This window comes from Nocardia carnea (assembly GCF_029868325.1).
In the GTDB taxonomy this organism is placed as follows: Bacteria; Actinomycetota; Actinomycetes; order Mycobacteriales; family Mycobacteriaceae; genus Nocardia; species Nocardia carnea_C.
In genome coordinates this window covers 37176-52833 of record NZ_JARWNW010000314.1, presented here as the reverse complement: position 1 = coordinate 52833, position 15658 = coordinate 37176, and the positions used below count along the sequence as shown (strand labels likewise).

The window sequence follows — 15658 nt, the reverse complement described above, 5'->3', positions numbered from 1 at the left end:
ATCGCGAAACCGACGGCCGGACCGAAAGGATACCGAATATGACGACGCTGGATTATCTCGCCGTAGACGTCGACAACCACTACTACGAACCGCTGGACGCCTTCACCCGCCATCTGCCCAAGGAGTTCAGAACCCGCGGCGTGCAGATGGTGACCAGCGGTAAACGCACGCTGGCGTTGATGGGCGAAAAGGTCAACCACTTCGTCCCCAACCCGACGTTCGATCCCATCGTCGAACCCGGCTGCCTCGATCTGCTGTTCCGCGGTGAAATCCCCGAAGGCGTGGATCCGGGTTCGCTGATGAAACTCGACCGGCTGCCGGATCATCCGGAGTACCAGAACCGCGAAGCGCGGGTGAAAGTTCTGGACCGTCAGAAACTGGAAACCGTTTTCATGCTGCCGACCTTCGCCTGCGGCGTCGAAGAGGCACTCAAACACGATATTCCCGCCACAATGGCCTCGCTGCACGCGTTCAACCTGTGGCTGGACGAGGATTGGGGCTTCGATCGTCCCGACGGCCGGTTCATCTCGGCGCCGATGATCTCCCTCGCCGACCCGGAAGCCGCCGTCGCCGAGGTCGAATTCGTCCTGGAACGCGGGGCGAAGCTGGTACTGGTGCGCCCCGCGCCGGTCCCGGGCGTGACCGGACCGCGTTCCCTGGGCGATCCGCTGCACGACCCGGTGTGGGCCCGTTTGGCCGAGGCAGGCGTTCCGGTGGGATTCCACCTGTCCGACAGCGGCTACCTCGCCATCGCGGCACTGTGGGGCGGTAAGGCGACCTTCGAAGGGTTCGGCAAGAAGGATCCGCTGGATCAGCTCCTGCTCGACGACCGCGCAATCCACGACACGATGGCCTCGATGATCGTGCACCAGGTGTTCACCCGCCACCCGAAGCTCAAGGTGGTCAGCATCGAGAACGGCTCGTACTTCGTCTACCGGCTGATCAAACGATTGAAGAAAGCGGCGAATACCGCGCCTTACCACTTCACCGAAGATCCGGTGGAGCAGCTGAAGAACAACGTCTGGATCGCGCCCTACTACGAGGACGATGTCAAACTCCTCGCCGAGACCATCGGCGTGGACAAAGTGCTGTTCGGATCCGATTGGCCGCACGGCGAGGGGCTCGCCGATCCCACCACTTTCACCGCGGATATCCCGCAGTTCCCGGAATTCTCGTATGAGGACACCCGGAAGGTGATGCGCGACAACGCTCTCGAGCTGCTCGGTTCGAAGGTCCCACTCGGCGTGTCCGGCTGATCGCCGCAACGGGCCCGCGGGCACTTCGACGATGCCCGGCACCGCGACGCGGCACGGTTACCGCGGCATCCGGCGGCGAGGTGGTTCACTGTGCCCATGACCTCGCCGTTCAGGAGTGTCGATCGCCCGAACCCGCCGGCGCAGCGGGCACTACGCGATGTGGCCGCGTATCTGGGCCTGCCCTGGACCTGCGCCGATGCGACGGCTACCGGCATCAGCCAGGATTCGCGGCTCGTCTCCGCCGGTGAGGTGTACGCGGCGCTACCCGGGGCGAACCATCACGGCGCCGATTTCGCCGGCGAGGCCGCGGCACGCGGCGCGATCGCGGCGATCAGCGACCGGCCCTGCGCGGGTCTCCCGACCTTCGTGGTCGCCGACCCGCGGCGCATACTCGGCCCGCTCGCCTCCTGGTTCTACGGCGAACCGTCCCGGCACCTCGACGTCTTCGGCGTGACCGGAACCAACGGAAAAACCAGCACGAGCTACCTGCTCAGCGCCGGCCTGAGCGGCGCGAACATCGAGAACGGGCTGCTGACCGGTATCACCCTCTGCGGGCCACAGGGCGCGCGCCCGGCGGTGCGGACCACCCCGGAAGCCGGGGAACTACAACGCACACTGGCAGCGTTGCGCGCCGAAGGCGCCCGCGCCGTCGCGATGGAAGTGTCCAGCCATGCCCTGGCACTGAACCGGGTGGAGGGGACCCACTTCCGTGTCGGTATCTTCACCAATCTGAGCGCGGACCACCTGGATTTCCACCGCGATCTCGACGACTACTTCGCGGCAAAGGCCGAGCTGTTCTCGCCCGAGCGCAGCGATTGCGCCGTCGTCTCCATCGATGACGACTACGGCAAACGCCTCGCAGCCACCCTGGACATCCCCCACTGCACCTTCTCGACACAGTCCACGGCCGCGGACTTCTACGCCGACCGGATCCGCGCCGACGAACACGGCACCTCGTTCGTCGTACACGGCGCCGGTCGCCGCGCCCCGGTCGAGCTGAAACTGCTGGGCGCACACCAGGCCGACAACGCGCTCGGCGCGATCGCCGCGCTCGCGCAGGTCGGAACCGATCTGGACGCGGCCATCGCGGGTATGGAAGGCCTGGACTGCGTTCCCGGCCGTATGCAGCGGATCGACGCCGGGCAGCCCTTCCTCGCCTTCGTCGATTACATGCACAACCCGGCGGGCCAGAAGCGGCAATTCCCCTACCTCCGCTCCTTGACCACAGGCAAGGTCATCGTCGTCATCGGGGCCACGGGTGAACGCGACCCGGGTAAACGCGGACCGCTGGGGGTGACGGCGGGCCTGTTCGCCGACACCGTCATCGTCACCGACGAAAGCCCCTTCTCCGAGAGCGCCGCCGTACTGCGCCGCGATATCGCCGCCGGCGCCCGCGCCGCCTGCCACGCCGAAGTCATCGTCCAGCCCGGCCGCGCCGAGGCGATCGCCCTGGCCACCGCGCTCGCCCAGCCCGGTGATGTCGTAGTCGTCGCCGGTCGAGGACACGACCCTGTCCAAACCTTCGGCACCACCACCCACGCCTTCGACGACCGCGACGAATTACGCCACGCCATCCAGCAGCATCCGGCCCTCCAGCGGCTGCGATAGGGCACGCCCGATCACTGCGCCGGCGCTGCAACCCGGAAAAATGGCCTGCCCTCAGCGTGTTCAGCACCACACCGGATAATTCGCTTTTCAAACACCGAATTAATAGAGTGGCTCTGTGCAACTGTCCCGCTTCAGCGATCTCGGCCTGCGGGTGATGATGCGCCTGGCCGTCAGCGGGGCGGCCGCCGAACGGGTCACCGTCAAACTCGTCGCCCGCCAGATGAACGCGTCGGAACACTACATCGCGAAAGCAGTGACCAAGCTCGCCGAGCTGGGCCTGGTGGATTCCCACCGCGGCCGCACCGGGGGCATCTTCCTCACCGATCACGGGCGTACGGCCACCGTCGGTCAGATCGTGCGCGGGCTGGAGGGGCGCGGTGAGGTCGTGGAATGCGTGGGCGCCAACCCGTGCCCGCTGGCCGCGGCCTGCCGGTTGCGGCATATGCTGGCCGACGCCCAGGAGAGTTTCTACCGGAATCTGGACCGGTACACGCTCGGCGATCTGGTCGACAGCCGAACCGTGCAATTACTGTATATGCCGGAAATTCCCGAACGTTAGATAATCCGTCTGCGGGAAATATCAACCGCAATACAAAAACATCGGTTCGGCCGACGGATCAATTGCACCGGAAATCGGTTCACACTCTTTTCCAGCACGTTCCCGAACCAGTGCGACACCTCCCTCTTCGAGCACTTCCATTGCAGCATCACCGGTTTCGTCCGCGTTCGACGACCACTGTGGCGCCGACGACATATTCCGCACAACCGTGGGTAATTTACTTCACGCCGTCGGCACCTATTTTCCGCCACGGAATTGGATACCGTGTTGTCGTGGCATTCGAGCCGCGATTCCGCTCGACGAGGAGAACAGCATGACAACCGTCGCGATATCGGCCCCGGACCTTCCCGCAGAATTGGAGGCGCACCACGCCGAGACGGTCCGCGCGACCCTTCCGGTGATCGCTGCGCATATCGACGACATCACCGCCCTGTTCTACGAGAAGTTGTTCGCCGCCCACCCCGAACTGCTCACCGGCCTGTTCAACCGCGGCAACCAGGCACAGGGCGCGCAACAGCGGGCGCTGGCCGCATCGATAGCCACCTTCGCCACCCATCTGGTGGATCCGGCACTGCCGCATCCGCGGGAGATGCTCGCGCGGATCGGGCACAAGCACGCTTCCCTGGGCATCGTGGCCGAGCAGTACCCGGTGGTGCACGAGCATCTGTTCGCCGCGATCGTCGAAGTGCTGGGCGCCGAAACGGTTACCGCGGACATCGCCGCGGCATGGGATCGCGTCTACTGGCTGATGGCCGACACTCTCATCGAGTTCGAGCGTGGACTGTATGCCGGTGCCGGGGCGGAACCGGGCGATGTGTTCCGCGAGACGGTGGTCACCGAGCGTATCGACGACCCGTCGGGTGTGGTGACCTTCGTCGTGGAATCCACGGATCCCGCTCGGCCGCTACCGGATTTCCTTCCCGGCCAGTACGTTTCCGTCGGCGCGACGTTGCCCGACGGGGCCCGGCAGCTGCGGCAGTACAGCCTGGTCCGGGCGCCGCGCGACGGGCGGCTCGCCTTCGCGGTACGCCCGGTGGCGGCCACCCCGGATCAGCCTGCGGGGGAGGTTTCGACCCACCTGACGACTCATATCGCCGTGGGCGACACGTTGACAATCACCCTGCCGTTCGGTGACCTCACCCTCGATCCCGCGGCGGCCACACCACTGGTGCTGATCTCGGCCGGAATCGGTATCACGCCGATGATCGGCATCCTCGAACACCTCGCCGGCGCCGGCTCCCCGCGGCAGGTGCTCGTTGCCCATGCCGATCGCGATACCGGCACCCACCCGTTGCGGTCGGTCCAGCGCGACCTCGTGGCGGCACTGCCGAACGCTGCCCTCGAGCTCTGGTACGAACAGCCCACCGGAGACGGCCGGGCCGGCACGCTCACCGTGTCCGATCTCGAGCTGCCCGCGGAGGCCGATTACTACCTGTGTGGCGGTGCGGGGTTCCTCCGGTCGGTACGGGCTCAGCTGACCGCCGCGGGAGTTGAGCCGTCGCGGATGCACTTCGAACTCTTCAGCCCGGACGACTGGTTGCTGCCCGAGTGAGATGACCGGATAGCGAGCGGCCGTTCACTTGCGAGGCGGGCGATATTCTCGCCCGCGATATCCGATATCCGGTTACCCGTCGACCTGCAGCCCGGCGATCTCCTGGCGGTGCCCTGTACGGGCGCCTACCACCACCACCGTCTGTCGGCCTCCTACAACTGTGTTGGCAGGCCGCCGGTGATCGCCGTAAGTGACGTTTACGCCCGGGAACTGGTCCGCCGCGAGACCGTCGCCGATCTGCCGGCTCGCGATATCGGCGGATGAATCTGCGCGGAGAACGTCAAGGGGCCGGCGGCGCGGGATCGGGGCGTAACGCGGCCAGGGCGAGACGGGCGTAGCGCCGCCACACCTCCGGGTCCCGGATATCGAGCTCGATGAGCGCGCGGGCCACACCGGACACCAGGATCTGCACATCCATCCCGGTGGCGTCCGCACGCAGGCTGCCCTGCCTGCGTCCCAGCGTCAGCAGCTCTTCGAGCCGATCCCCCAGACGCTGGTCGAGTCCTTCGAAACCGCTGAGCACCTCGACCATCAACCGGTCCTGGGCCAGGCGGGCGGTCACCTGTTCCAGCAGGTCCTCGAGCGCACGGTAGGCGTCGTCGCGCGCCGCCGCGACCGCGGCGGCGGCGAGCTCGTGGAACCACTCGATATGCTGCTGCGCCAGCGCCCGCACCAGATCTGCCTTGGTCGGGTAGCTGCGGTAGACCGTGGCCTTGCCGACGCCGGCCCGGGCCGCGACCTGCGGAATGGTGGCGCCGATCCCGTGCTCGGTGAACACTTCCCGGGCCGCGGCCAGCACCCGTTCGTGGTTCAGCCGGGCATCCGCCCGGCGACCCGCCCAGTTCTGTGCGTCATCGTTCTGCGCGTCGTCGCGCGCGGTGTCCGGCTGCGCTGCCGTCCTACCGGTCATGGTGTCGCCTCCACGAAATCCGCATCCATCCTGCCGGATCGAGACGCACGTCTCATCCCGGGCGCAGGGTGAGTTGCTCCACAACTTCCTCGCCGAAGTGGACCCTCGGGTCCACTCGCTTCTACCCTTGAGCATAACCGGACCACAAGGTCCACATAATCGCTCGGAGGAAAGCGCATGGCGTGGCAGTTGTTCCGGCTCGGCCGCTGGTCGTTCGTGCACCGCAGGGCGGTGGCGGCGATCTGGGTGGTGCTGCTGGCCGTTCTGGCGGTCGGAGCGGCGACATTATCCGGGAAGACCAGCGATAAATTCGAACTGCCCGGTATCGAATCCACCCAGGCCTTCGAACTCATCGAACAGCGCAGCCCGCAGGCGTCCCCGGACGGCGCGACCGCGCGCGTGGTGTTCGAGGCCCCCGAAGGCCGGTCGCTCACCGAACCCGCCTACAACTCGGCGGTCGCCACAGCATTGCGCGAACTGTCGACCGAGAACGTGCAATCGGTGGCCGACCCCTTCACCGGCGGCACCCTCTCCCCCGACGGCCGGGTCGGCTACGCCGCGGTGACCTACAGCAAAACCGCCAACGAACTCGCCGACGCCGACCGCTCGGCGCTGGAAACCGCCGCCCACAACGCGGAAGACGCGGGCCTGGCCGTTGCCATCGGTGGTGATGCGCTGAGCGAATTCGAGATGCCGCTGGCCGAGGTGGTCGGTATCGCCGTGGCGCTGGTGGTACTCGCGATCACCTTCGGATCGCTGGTGGCCGCCGGCATGCCGATGCTGACCGCGCTCGTCGGCGTCGGTATCGGGATGCTCGCCATCACGACCCTCACCGGGTTCGTCGAACTCGGCTCCACGACCCCCGCCCTCGGCACCATGCTCGGCCTCGCGGTCGGGATCGACTACGCCCTGTTCATCATGTCCCGATACCAGAGCGAGGTCCGCGCGGGTCGTTCGCTCGAGGAGGCCGCCGGACGGGCGGTCGGCACCGCGGGTTCGGCCGTGGTCTTCGCGGGGGCCACGGTCATCATCGCCCTGGTGGGCCTGGCGGTGTGCAATATCGGGTTCCTCACCCAGATGGGCCTGGCCGGCGCGTTCACCGTCGCGATCGCCGTGCTCATCTCGCTCACCCTGCTCCCGGCCATCCTCGGCTTCGCCGGCGACAAGGTCATGCAGGGCAAACCGCGCTATCTGAAGCAGGCGGGCGAAACGGATTACCGCACCCACGGCCGCCGCTGGGTGGAAGGTATCGCCCGGCGCAAATGGCTCGCCCTCGCCGGCGGTATCGCCGTCGCCGCGGTGGCCGCACTGCCGATGACCTCCATGCAGCTCGCGCTGCCCGACGATTCCAGCAAACCCGCCGATAGCGATGCCCGCATCGCCTACGACCTGATCTCGGAGAACTTCGGCGCCGGCGCCAACGGCCCGCTCGTCGTGGTCGTCGATACCGCGCATGCCGCCGATCCCGCGGCGGCCGTGCAAACGGTCACCGAGGACCTGCAGAACATGGCCGGGCGAGCAGATTCCGATATCGCGACCGTCGTCCCGGCGGTCACCAGCGATACTCCGCAGGCCCGGCAGATGTTCGCGCAGCAGCTCGAAACGGTCCGGTTCGCCACCCTCACCGTTATCCCGGCCTCCGGCCCGTCGGATCAGGCCACCAAGGACCTCGTCGCCGATATCCGCACCACGGTCGCCGATCTACCGTCGGAAACCGGCGCCCGTGCCCTGGTCACCGGCCAGACCGCGGTCGGCGTCGATATCGCCGACAAGCTCACCGAGGTGTTCCCGATCTACCTCGCCGTAGTGGTGGGCCTGGCGATCATCCTGCTGATCGCGGTGTTCCGCTCGATCTGGGTGCCGGTCAAGGCCGCATTGGGCTTCCTGCTCTCGGTCGGTGTCTCGCTCGGCGCCACGGTCGCGGTCTTCCAGTGGGGCTGGCTGAACGAACTCGTCGGCCTGGACACCACCAGCCCGGTGCTGTTCATCCTGCCTATCCTGCTGACCGGGATCCTGTTCGGTCTCGCGATGGACTACGAGGTCTTCCTCGTCACCCGGATGCGTGAGGCCCACGTCCACGGGACCCCGGCGCGGCGGGCGGTGATCGACGGGTTCGCCCACAGTGCCCGCGTGGTGGTCGCCGCCGCGATCATCATGATCGGCGTTTTCGCCGGATTCGCGCTCGTCGACGATGTCATCCTGAAATCCATCGGTTTCGCGCTCGCGGTGGGTGTGCTCGCGGATGCGTTCCTGGTCCGCATGCTCATCGTTCCCGCGGTCATGCTGATCGTGGGCGAGCGGATCTGGTGGATGCCGAAATGGCTGTCCCCGCTCGTACCCGCCTTCGATATCGAAGGCGAAGGACTCGCCCGGCGGCTCGATACGGAACAGCCGGCGCCCGCCGAGGAGCGTGTACTCACCGGGAGCTGAGCACAACCACGCGACCCGCCGTATCCGAACCGCAACCTCTACATGGTGTAGGTAGTGCGGCCCCGGGTACGCGGGTCGGCGTGGGTACTGCGAATACGGACAGCACAGCCACCCGGCAGGCGCGCCGGCCGGGACGCCCGTCCGCATGGTGGATGGCGGTCCTGTCGGCCGTTGCCCTGGTCACCGGTTGCAGTGCCGGGCAGCAAACCCAGACCGCCGAAATGGAAGCGGCGATCAACGGTACGGACGGCAGTATCGGCGTCATCGACCTCGAGAACGTCTACCTCCAAGCCGAGGTCGCCGAACAGCCGAAACCGTTCTACACCGATATCCGCCTGGCCTTCACCGCCGTGAATACGAGCCAGACCGAATCCGACCGGCTGACCGGGATCGCCTCACCGGCTGCCGAATCGGTGAAGATCGAAGGCTCGGGTCCCGCGCTGGAACTGCGCCCGCAGACCGCTCTCGCCGCCGGTGAACCCATCCAGAATCTCGGTCCGAGCGCCGCTCCCGACCAGCCGATCACCGTCACCGTGACCATGAAAGACCCCGGCGCATCACCCGGCCTGACCTTCCCGTTCGATTTCACCTTCGAAAAGGCCGGCACCGTTCAACTTCAGGTCCCCTTCGACGTCTGGACACCGAGCGAATCACAGCCCACCCAGCGACCCCTGCCGCCCTCGGTAACTCCTTGACGCCCGCCCACCCAGCGGTGTGATTCGATCGGGTCATGACAGACAGCAGTGCGCAATCGCGCGTCGTATCGGCGAGCCGCGAGATCGCGGCACCGGCACACGAGATCTTCGAGTTGATCGCCGACCCGGCGCAGCAGTCACGGTGGGACGGTAACGACAATCTGGCCGACGCCCCCACCGGGCAGCGCGTCTCGCGGGCAGGCGAGGTGTTCACCATGACCCTCACGACCGGCGCGGTGCGCCACAACCAGGTGGTGGAGTTCGAGGAGGGCCGACTGATCGCCTGGCTGCCCGCGGAACCGGACCGGCAGCCCCCGGGTCACCTGTGGCGCTGGGAGGTCGAGCCCCTCACCGAGACCAGCAGCCGGGTGACCCATACCTATGACTGGTCACGATTGAACGATCCGAAACGTCTCGAACGAGCGCGGGCCACCACGGCCGACAAACTGCTGGCCTCTCTCGGCAACCTCGCCCGGCTCGCCGAGGACCGCTGAAGCGGTACCCGCCCTGCCGTCGGCACCACATATCGCGGAGGGGTTTCGGGAGACCGGCGAGTAGCCGGTATCATCCCGCAGCCGCTGTGCTGCGCATCCGGCGGGCCACCCGGTCCCGCTCCTCGGCGATCGCGCGCCGGCGAACCGACATGGCTTCGGCGGGCGATTCCCCCGCGGCGATCGCCCGGTACACGGCCACCACGTCCTCGATGCCCTCCCGGGCGCCGACGCCCGCCGCCGGGGTGATGGCGTGGTCGGCGTCGCCCACCAGCACCACAGGTGGTGTGGGCGGCGCCGCCGGGCCGAGCGGGACATTGCGGGCGTTGGAGACGTGCACCCACGCGGTTGCGGCCACCAGCTCGGCGGTCAATTCGTGAACCGGTGCGGGAGTGGTTGTCAGCACCGCCTCGGCCCACTCGCCGACCGGCCGGATCCCGGTCGCTGCCTCCGGTAGCGGCGACCGGGTGATCCGCAGAAACCACAGGGCCGCGTCGGCTGCGGGGCGCCAGATATGCCCGAGGGTGGCTGCCGGGCGGGCGCCGGACCCGGATACGGCGTCGAAGTGCAGGACGAAGGGGTCTGTCGGGCAGTGCACCGCGCGTTCGGTCATCCCGTAGACCACCACATCGCCCGCGTATTCCGTGGACCGGTTCGGTTCGATAGCGGCCCGCGCCACCGAATCGATACCGTCCGCGCCGATGACCAGGTCCCGGGTCGTCACCGTACTGCCACCGAGCCGGAGCACGGTGCCCTCGGCAGGATCGGCCCGGACCTCGAGGACCGGGTCGCCGTAGCGGATCTCGGCGCCCGCCTCGAGCGCGAACCGGGTCAGTACCGCCATCAGATCGCGGCGCAGCCAGAACCGGTGTCCCTCGCTCGGACGCTGGCGGGTGACACCGTCGTCCGGGGTGTAGCGCAGTTCGTCGAGCGCGTACGACGCGGTATGGAGATCGTGTTCCGGCACACCGAGTTCGATCAGGCCGCGATGCCCGCGACCGTCGAGGATCAGGAATGCTCCGCCCCCTTCGCCGCGGCGCTGTTCGTAGACGGTGACCGGGCGGCCGGATCCGGCCAGCGCACCGGCCGATGCGGTGCCGGCGATTCCGCCGCCGAGGACAGTGACCATCGGCGAATCCTTCCGTTGCTGGGCCGTCGGCAGTGCGATCGCACCTTAACCGACGCAGACCGACACGCCGCTGCCCAGCCGCAGGCCGCGTGTGTTCCGGATGTCATGTGGCCGCGGCGAGCTCCGCCGCCACGGCCTCGAGAGTGTGCATACCGGTGGCGATGAGCGGATGTTCCCCACTGCCCCGGCGGATTCCGGCGATGATCGTGCGAACCGGCCGGACACTGCCCTGCAGTGGCACCCGCACCACCGGATGCTCGGCGGGTATCGGGACGAGCCGCGGTAGCAGGCAGACACCGAATCCGAAAGCGACAGCGGCGGATACCGCGAACCACTCCTTCACATGGTGGGTGATGTGCGGGGTGAAACCGGCAGCGGCGCAGGCTGCGACGAGCAGATCGTAGGAGTCGTTGTGTGCTGGTTTGGCGATCCACGCCTCGGTCCGGGCATCGGCCAGGGTGACTTCGGCCCGTTCGGCGAGCGGGTGACCGCGCGGCACGAGGAGGTCCTGCACATCCTCGAACAGCACGCGCTGCTCGTAGCGCGGATCACCGGCGGGCGGGGTGTGCGCCGCCGGAAGCGTGAGGGCGATATCGGCGCGCGCTGCCAGCAGTTGCCGGAAGCATTCCTCGCTTTCCAGCTCCCCGACGTGGACAGCGATACCGGGATGGCTTTCCCGCAGGCGCGCCGCGACCGGCAGCAGCAGTGCGGCGACAGCCGAGGACACCCCGCATACCCGCAATATTCCGGTCAACGCGTTGCCGCGCGCCGCGATATCGGCGCGAGCGGCCTCCCAGCGCGCACCGAGATCGTCGGCATGGGCGAGCAGCGCGTACGCCGCGGGAGTCAACTCGACGGTGCGGCCGGTCCGCGCCAGCAACGGCACACCGATCTCCTCGGTCAGCGCCCGTAGCTGCTGAGACACCGCCGAGGGCGTCACATGCAGATCGGCGGCCGCAGCAGTGACGGTGCCGCGTTCGGCGAGTACGCGCAGTACCAGCAGACGTCGCAGATCGAACATGAAGGAAACGCTAAACGATCAGCGGCCTGATCTTTCGATGGACCTCAATCGAGGGCAAAGCCAGGCTGGAAAAGTGGTTCCTGCTCCGCTCTTCGTCGTCACCGCGGCCCTGTGCACCCAGTCCGGTCAGGCCGTCGGCAAGTTCCTGTTCGGCCGGATCGACCCGTCGGGTGTTCTCGCCTTACGCCTGGGCATCGCGGCGGCGGTGCTGCTCGTGATCTTCCGGCCGGTTCGCCTCCCACGCACCCGCCGGGACCGCACGCTGGTGGCCGGGCTGGGAGTCGCTGTCGCGGGGATGAACCTGATCTATCCCGCGCTGTGGTATCTGCCGCTCGGTATCGCCGGAACCATTCAGCTACTGGGCCCGCTGTCCGTCGCGCTGGCCGGTTCCCGGCGCCTCCCCGACCTGCTGGTCGTAGGCGCGGTGGCGGCGAGCTTATGGCTTATGCGTGACCCGGGTGCCGGTGCCTTGGCCTGGCAGGGGCTCGTATTCGCCGGGCTCTCGGCGGTCGCGATGGCCGCCTATCTGCTGATCTCGCGCGCGCTGGCGCCGGCACTCGGTCATTCCGGATTGGCCTGCGGTCTCGTCGTCGCCGCCGGGCTGGGAGTGCCGGTGGGTCTGAGCAGCGATGGACTCGATTTGTTCCGGCCTTCGGTGCTCCTGATCGGCGTGGTCGTCGCACTGCTGTCCGCGGTGATTCCGTATTCCCTGGAAATGGCCGCTCTCACAAGACTTCCCGCCTCCACGGTCGCCGTCCTGCTGTGCCTGGAGCCGGTAGTTGCCGCAGGTGCGGGGCTGATCGTCCTCGATGAGACTTTGTCCGTACAGCGGTGGGCGGGGATCGGTGGTATCTGTGCCGCGGCGGCCGCCGCCACCGTCCGCGGCGCTCGGCAGGCCCCAGCCCGGCATGGCGACCCGAGCTGACTGTTGTGCGGTGCGGCGCCGGTGGCACCCGTCACGCGGCGGCGGCGTTCCGGCGCCGACGTGTGCGCCGCTGACCGCCAGGATTCCGGAAAATAGGTATGTATCGGGCTGTTCGACCGACGCGGTCCGGGCGGGACCGGCAGATGCTGGAAGCTGCTCACCAGTATCCCCACACCGAGGCTCGTAGATGCGATATCGCCATTCGGACCAGGTTCGACACGACTGTGAAAACTATGCGGAATGCAGACCGGACGCATTGACGATCCGCCGGTGCGTCACGTGTCAGAGGCTGTTCGCGCCGTCGGCGGTGCGCTGCTCGGCGTGCTCGTCCGGGGATTTCGAGCGCGTGACCGCGGTAGGCACCGGATCGATCGTGTGCTGGCGGGTCGTGGAATGCGCGGCGAACGCGCTGGTGGATCCGGTACTGGCGACCATCGCCATCGTCGAGCTGGACGAGGGTCCCTGGGTGTACACCACGATCGAGGGGGAGCTACCGCCGGTCGGCGAGCAGCCGGTACGGGTCCGCTTCCGGGCACCGCCGTCCGGCGACAGGTTTCCGGTATTCGCGGTGCTTCCGCCCGCCTGTCCGGCGTAACCAGCCGGGCAGTACATAACAAGGCCGCATCGCACCGGCCGGCTGCCGGGTTCCGCATCTCGCCGCCGAGACCACTCGGGGATACAGTTGACAGTGGCGAGAGGTGAGCGCATGTCGACCGGTGCCCACACACATACTCGGCGGGTCGTTTTCCGGCCATGACCGCCGAAGATCCGCTGCGAACGCGTCGTGAGTCGACGACATCGGTCGCCGCGGAATTGGAGGCGGCCGGTTTCACGGCGGCCGGCGAAATCGGGCGCGGCGGATTCGGGGTCGTCTATCGCTGTACCCAGCAGGCGCTGGATCGCACGGTGGCGGTCAAACTCCTCACCGGCGAAACCGACGAGGACAACCGGGCCCGGTTCGTGCGCGAACAGCGCGCTATGGGCCGCCTCACCGGGCACCCCAATATCGTCCCCGTGCTGGAGGCGGGGGTCACCGACGGCGGCCGTCTGTATCTGGTGACGCCCTATTACCCGTCGGGTTCGCTCGAGCAGCGGATCCGCCGAGACGGGCCGTTGCCGGCGGCGGACGCACTACAGCTCGGGGTGAAGATCGCGGGCGCATTGGAGAGTGCTCACCGCCTCGGGGTCGTGCACCGGGACGTGAAACCCGGCAACATTCTGCTCACCGATTACGGAGAGCCGGCGCTGACCGATTTCGGCATCGCCCATATCTCCGGCGGGTTCCGGACCGCAGAGGGCACCGTGACCGGATCCCCGGCCTACACCGCACCGGAAGTCCTCGAGGGCTCCCCGCCGGAACGCACTGGGCCGGCGCGCGCTGTTGCAGGCCGGGGCCGGTGCGGTCGCCGCCGCTGGGGTGCTGGCCGCGCCCGCAGCCCGGGCAACGGCGCCGGTGTTCGGGCACGGCGTCGCCTCGGGCGATCCACTGCCCGACGGGATGATTCTGTGGACCCGGGTGACCGTCCGGCCGGACGCAGTCCCCGGATCCGGTGCCGGTGAGCCGGCCACCGTGCGCTGGGAAGTGGCCGCGGACCAGGGATTCAGCGAGGTCGTAGCGTCCGGGACCGCGACCGCCACCGCCGACAGCGACCACACGGTGAAGATCGATGTCCGGGGTCTGGCGCCCGCGCAGTACTACTGGTACCGGTTCGCAGCCCTCGGCGAAGTATCGCCCGTGGGCCGCACCCGCACCGCGCCGGCCGCCGCGGCCACTCCCGCACGACTGCGTTTCGGCGTGGTGTCGTGCTCGAACTGGGAGGCCGGATATTTTGCCGCCTACCGGCATCTGGCCGGCCGCGACGATCTGGATGCCGTCGTCCATCTCGGCGATTACCTCTACGAGTACGCGACGGGGTCCTACGGTGGCCGGTCCGGATCCATCCGGCGGCACGATCCGCTGCACGAGATCGTCTCGCTCGCCGACTACCGGGTCCGGCACGGTCAGTACAAAACCGATCCCGATCTGATGGCGCTGCATGCCCGGCTACCGTTCATCTGCACCTGGGACGACCACGAATCGGCCGATAATTCCTGGTCCGGCGGCGCCGGGAATCACGACCCGGCCACCGAGGGCGACTGGCCGGCGCGCCGGGCCGCTTCCGTACGCGCCTACCTGGAATGGATGCCGGTACGAGCCGAGGGCACGGCCGCGGCGCCCCGGATCTACCGGCGGTTGCGGTTCGGCACTCTCGCCGAGCTGTCCATGCTGGATCTGCGCAGCTATCGCGATGCCGCGCCGCACCTCGGCTCGCCGGACAGCGACGATCCGGCCCGCACCCTCACCGGGGCGGCGCAGATGGATTGGCTCACAGCCGGACTGGTATCCGGTTCGGCGCGCTGGCAGCTGGTGGGCAACTCGGTGATGATTTCACCGCTGGCCTTCCCGCCCATGGACCCGGCGACGACGGCCGCGGTGACCGAGGTCCTCGGGATCCCCCGGGAGGGCCTGGCGCCCAACACCGATCAGTGGGACGGGTACACGGCCGACCGGCGGCGACTGCTGACGGCCCTCACCGACCGCAATGCGACGAATATCGTCTATCTCACCGGTGATATCCACAGTTCATGGGCGTCGGACGTGCCACTCGACGCGGCGGCCTATCCGAACGGGCCCACCGCGGGGGCGGAGTTCGTGGTCCCGTCGGTGACCTCGCTCGGGATCGGTGATCTGCTGCCCGGCCCGCCGCGGACGGGGTCGGTAGCGCTGGAGAATTCGATCCGGACGCTCAACCGGCATATCCGCTACACGGAGCTCGATTCGCACGGTTACGGCGTGGTCGATATAGCCGCCGAGCAGGTGCGCATGGAGTGGTTCTATACGGCGGACGTCACCGACCCGGCCACCGGGGTCGCTCTCGGCGCATCCTGGGTCCTACCCCATGGCGGCCGGCTTCAGCCCGGAATCTGACGCCACAATCCGGCAGCCCTCGCGCCGGCACGGCACGCGACACTCCTGCTACCGGCACCGTCGCGCCGTTTCTCGATCCAGTGAAACACGCGGCGTGACCCCAGGGTTTGATAT

13 protein-coding genes and 2 pseudogenes are annotated in these 15658 nt (G+C 68.0%); 12 read left to right on the top strand and 3 right to left on the bottom strand.

The genetic code is table 11. From position 1 onward, the window contains the following. The first annotated feature begins 38 nt into the window (after positions 1-38). The 5 genes and pseudogenes from QH196_RS31340 to QH196_RS31320 form a co-directional block, all read left to right on the top strand. On the top strand, positions 39-1256 hold the full coding sequence (locus QH196_RS31340; RefSeq protein ID WP_280419465.1) for an amidohydrolase family protein: 1218 nt from the start codon (positions 39-41) through the stop codon (positions 1254-1256). Between the two features lie 96 nt (positions 1257-1352). Continuing rightward, complete coding sequence (locus tag QH196_RS31335) at positions 1353-2864, top strand: UDP-N-acetylmuramoyl-L-alanyl-D-glutamate--2,6-diaminopimelate ligase (RefSeq protein ID WP_280419464.1); 1512 nt, start codon at positions 1353-1355, stop codon at positions 2862-2864. 115 nt (positions 2865-2979) lie between these two features. Beyond that, positions 2980-3423, top strand: coding sequence for an RrF2 family transcriptional regulator (locus QH196_RS31330; protein ID WP_280419463.1), 444 nt, complete (start codon positions 2980-2982; stop codon positions 3421-3423). A gap of 313 nt (positions 3424-3736) precedes the next feature. Further along, the gene (locus QH196_RS31325; RefSeq protein WP_280419462.1) at positions 3737-4975 is read left to right on the top strand and encodes a globin domain-containing protein; all 1239 of its coding nucleotides are present in this window, start codon (positions 3737-3739) and stop codon (positions 4973-4975) included. Between the two features lie 63 nt (positions 4976-5038). Beyond that, positions 5039-5239: pseudogene (locus QH196_RS31320) on the top strand (diaminopimelate decarboxylase); the annotation flags it as partial. A gap of 16 nt (positions 5240-5255) precedes the next feature. Here the strand turns inward: QH196_RS31320 and QH196_RS31315 are convergent. Continuing rightward, positions 5256-5885: a TetR/AcrR family transcriptional regulator gene (locus QH196_RS31315; RefSeq protein ID WP_280419461.1), complete on the bottom strand. Its 630-nt coding sequence runs from the start codon at positions 5883-5885 to the stop codon at positions 5256-5258. 177 nt (positions 5886-6062) lie between these two features. Here QH196_RS31315 and QH196_RS31310 point away from each other — a divergent pair, with 177 nt between their 5' ends. From QH196_RS31310 to QH196_RS31300, 3 genes are all read left to right on the top strand, one after another. After that, positions 6063-8315 carry an MMPL family transporter gene (locus QH196_RS31310; protein ID WP_280419460.1) on the top strand — a complete coding sequence of 751 codons (2253 nt, stop codon included), beginning with the start codon at positions 6063-6065 and terminating at the stop codon, positions 8313-8315. Between the two features lie 80 nt (positions 8316-8395). After that, positions 8396-9010: a hypothetical protein gene (locus QH196_RS31305; RefSeq protein WP_280419459.1), complete on the top strand. Its 615-nt coding sequence runs from the start codon at positions 8396-8398 to the stop codon at positions 9008-9010. Between the two features lie 35 nt (positions 9011-9045). Further along, positions 9046-9504 carry an SRPBCC family protein gene (locus QH196_RS31300; protein ID WP_280419458.1) on the top strand — a complete coding sequence of 153 codons (459 nt, stop codon included), beginning with the start codon at positions 9046-9048 and terminating at the stop codon, positions 9502-9504. 70 nt (positions 9505-9574) lie between these two features. Here the strand turns inward: QH196_RS31300 and QH196_RS31295 are convergent, their stop codons facing one another. Together QH196_RS31295 and QH196_RS31290 are read right to left on the bottom strand one after the other, a co-directional pair. Beyond that, positions 9575-10630 carry an FAD-dependent oxidoreductase gene (locus tag QH196_RS31295; RefSeq protein ID WP_280419457.1) on the bottom strand — a complete coding sequence of 352 codons (1056 nt, stop codon included), beginning with the start codon at positions 10628-10630 and terminating at the stop codon, positions 9575-9577. Positions 10631-10733: 103 nt separating this feature from the next. Beyond that, a complete protein-coding gene (locus tag QH196_RS31290) occupies positions 10734-11651 on the bottom strand; it encodes a LysR family transcriptional regulator (protein ID WP_280419456.1) in 918 nt (305 codons plus the stop codon). Between the two features lie 73 nt (positions 11652-11724). Between QH196_RS31290 and QH196_RS31285 the strand changes: the two genes are divergently transcribed. The 4 genes and pseudogenes from QH196_RS31285 to QH196_RS31270 all read left to right on the top strand — a co-directional run bounded on the left by QH196_RS31285 (position 11725) and on the right by QH196_RS31270 (position 15544). Further along, a complete protein-coding gene (locus QH196_RS31285) occupies positions 11725-12576 on the top strand; it encodes an EamA family transporter (RefSeq protein ID WP_280419455.1) in 852 nt (283 codons plus the stop codon). A gap of 346 nt (positions 12577-12922) precedes the next feature. Then, positions 12923-13171, top strand: a complete 249-nt coding sequence (locus QH196_RS31280) for a hypothetical protein (protein ID WP_280419454.1) — start codon at positions 12923-12925, stop codon at positions 13169-13171. Between the two features lie 158 nt (positions 13172-13329). Next, positions 13330-13932 (top strand): annotated as a pseudogene (locus QH196_RS31275) (serine/threonine-protein kinase); the annotation flags it as partial. A 142-nt stretch (positions 13933-14074) separates the two neighbouring features. After that, on the top strand, positions 14075-15544 hold the full coding sequence (locus QH196_RS31270; protein WP_432279582.1) for an alkaline phosphatase D family protein: 1470 nt from the start codon (positions 14075-14077) through the stop codon (positions 15542-15544). Positions 15545-15658: the final 114 nt, after the last annotated feature.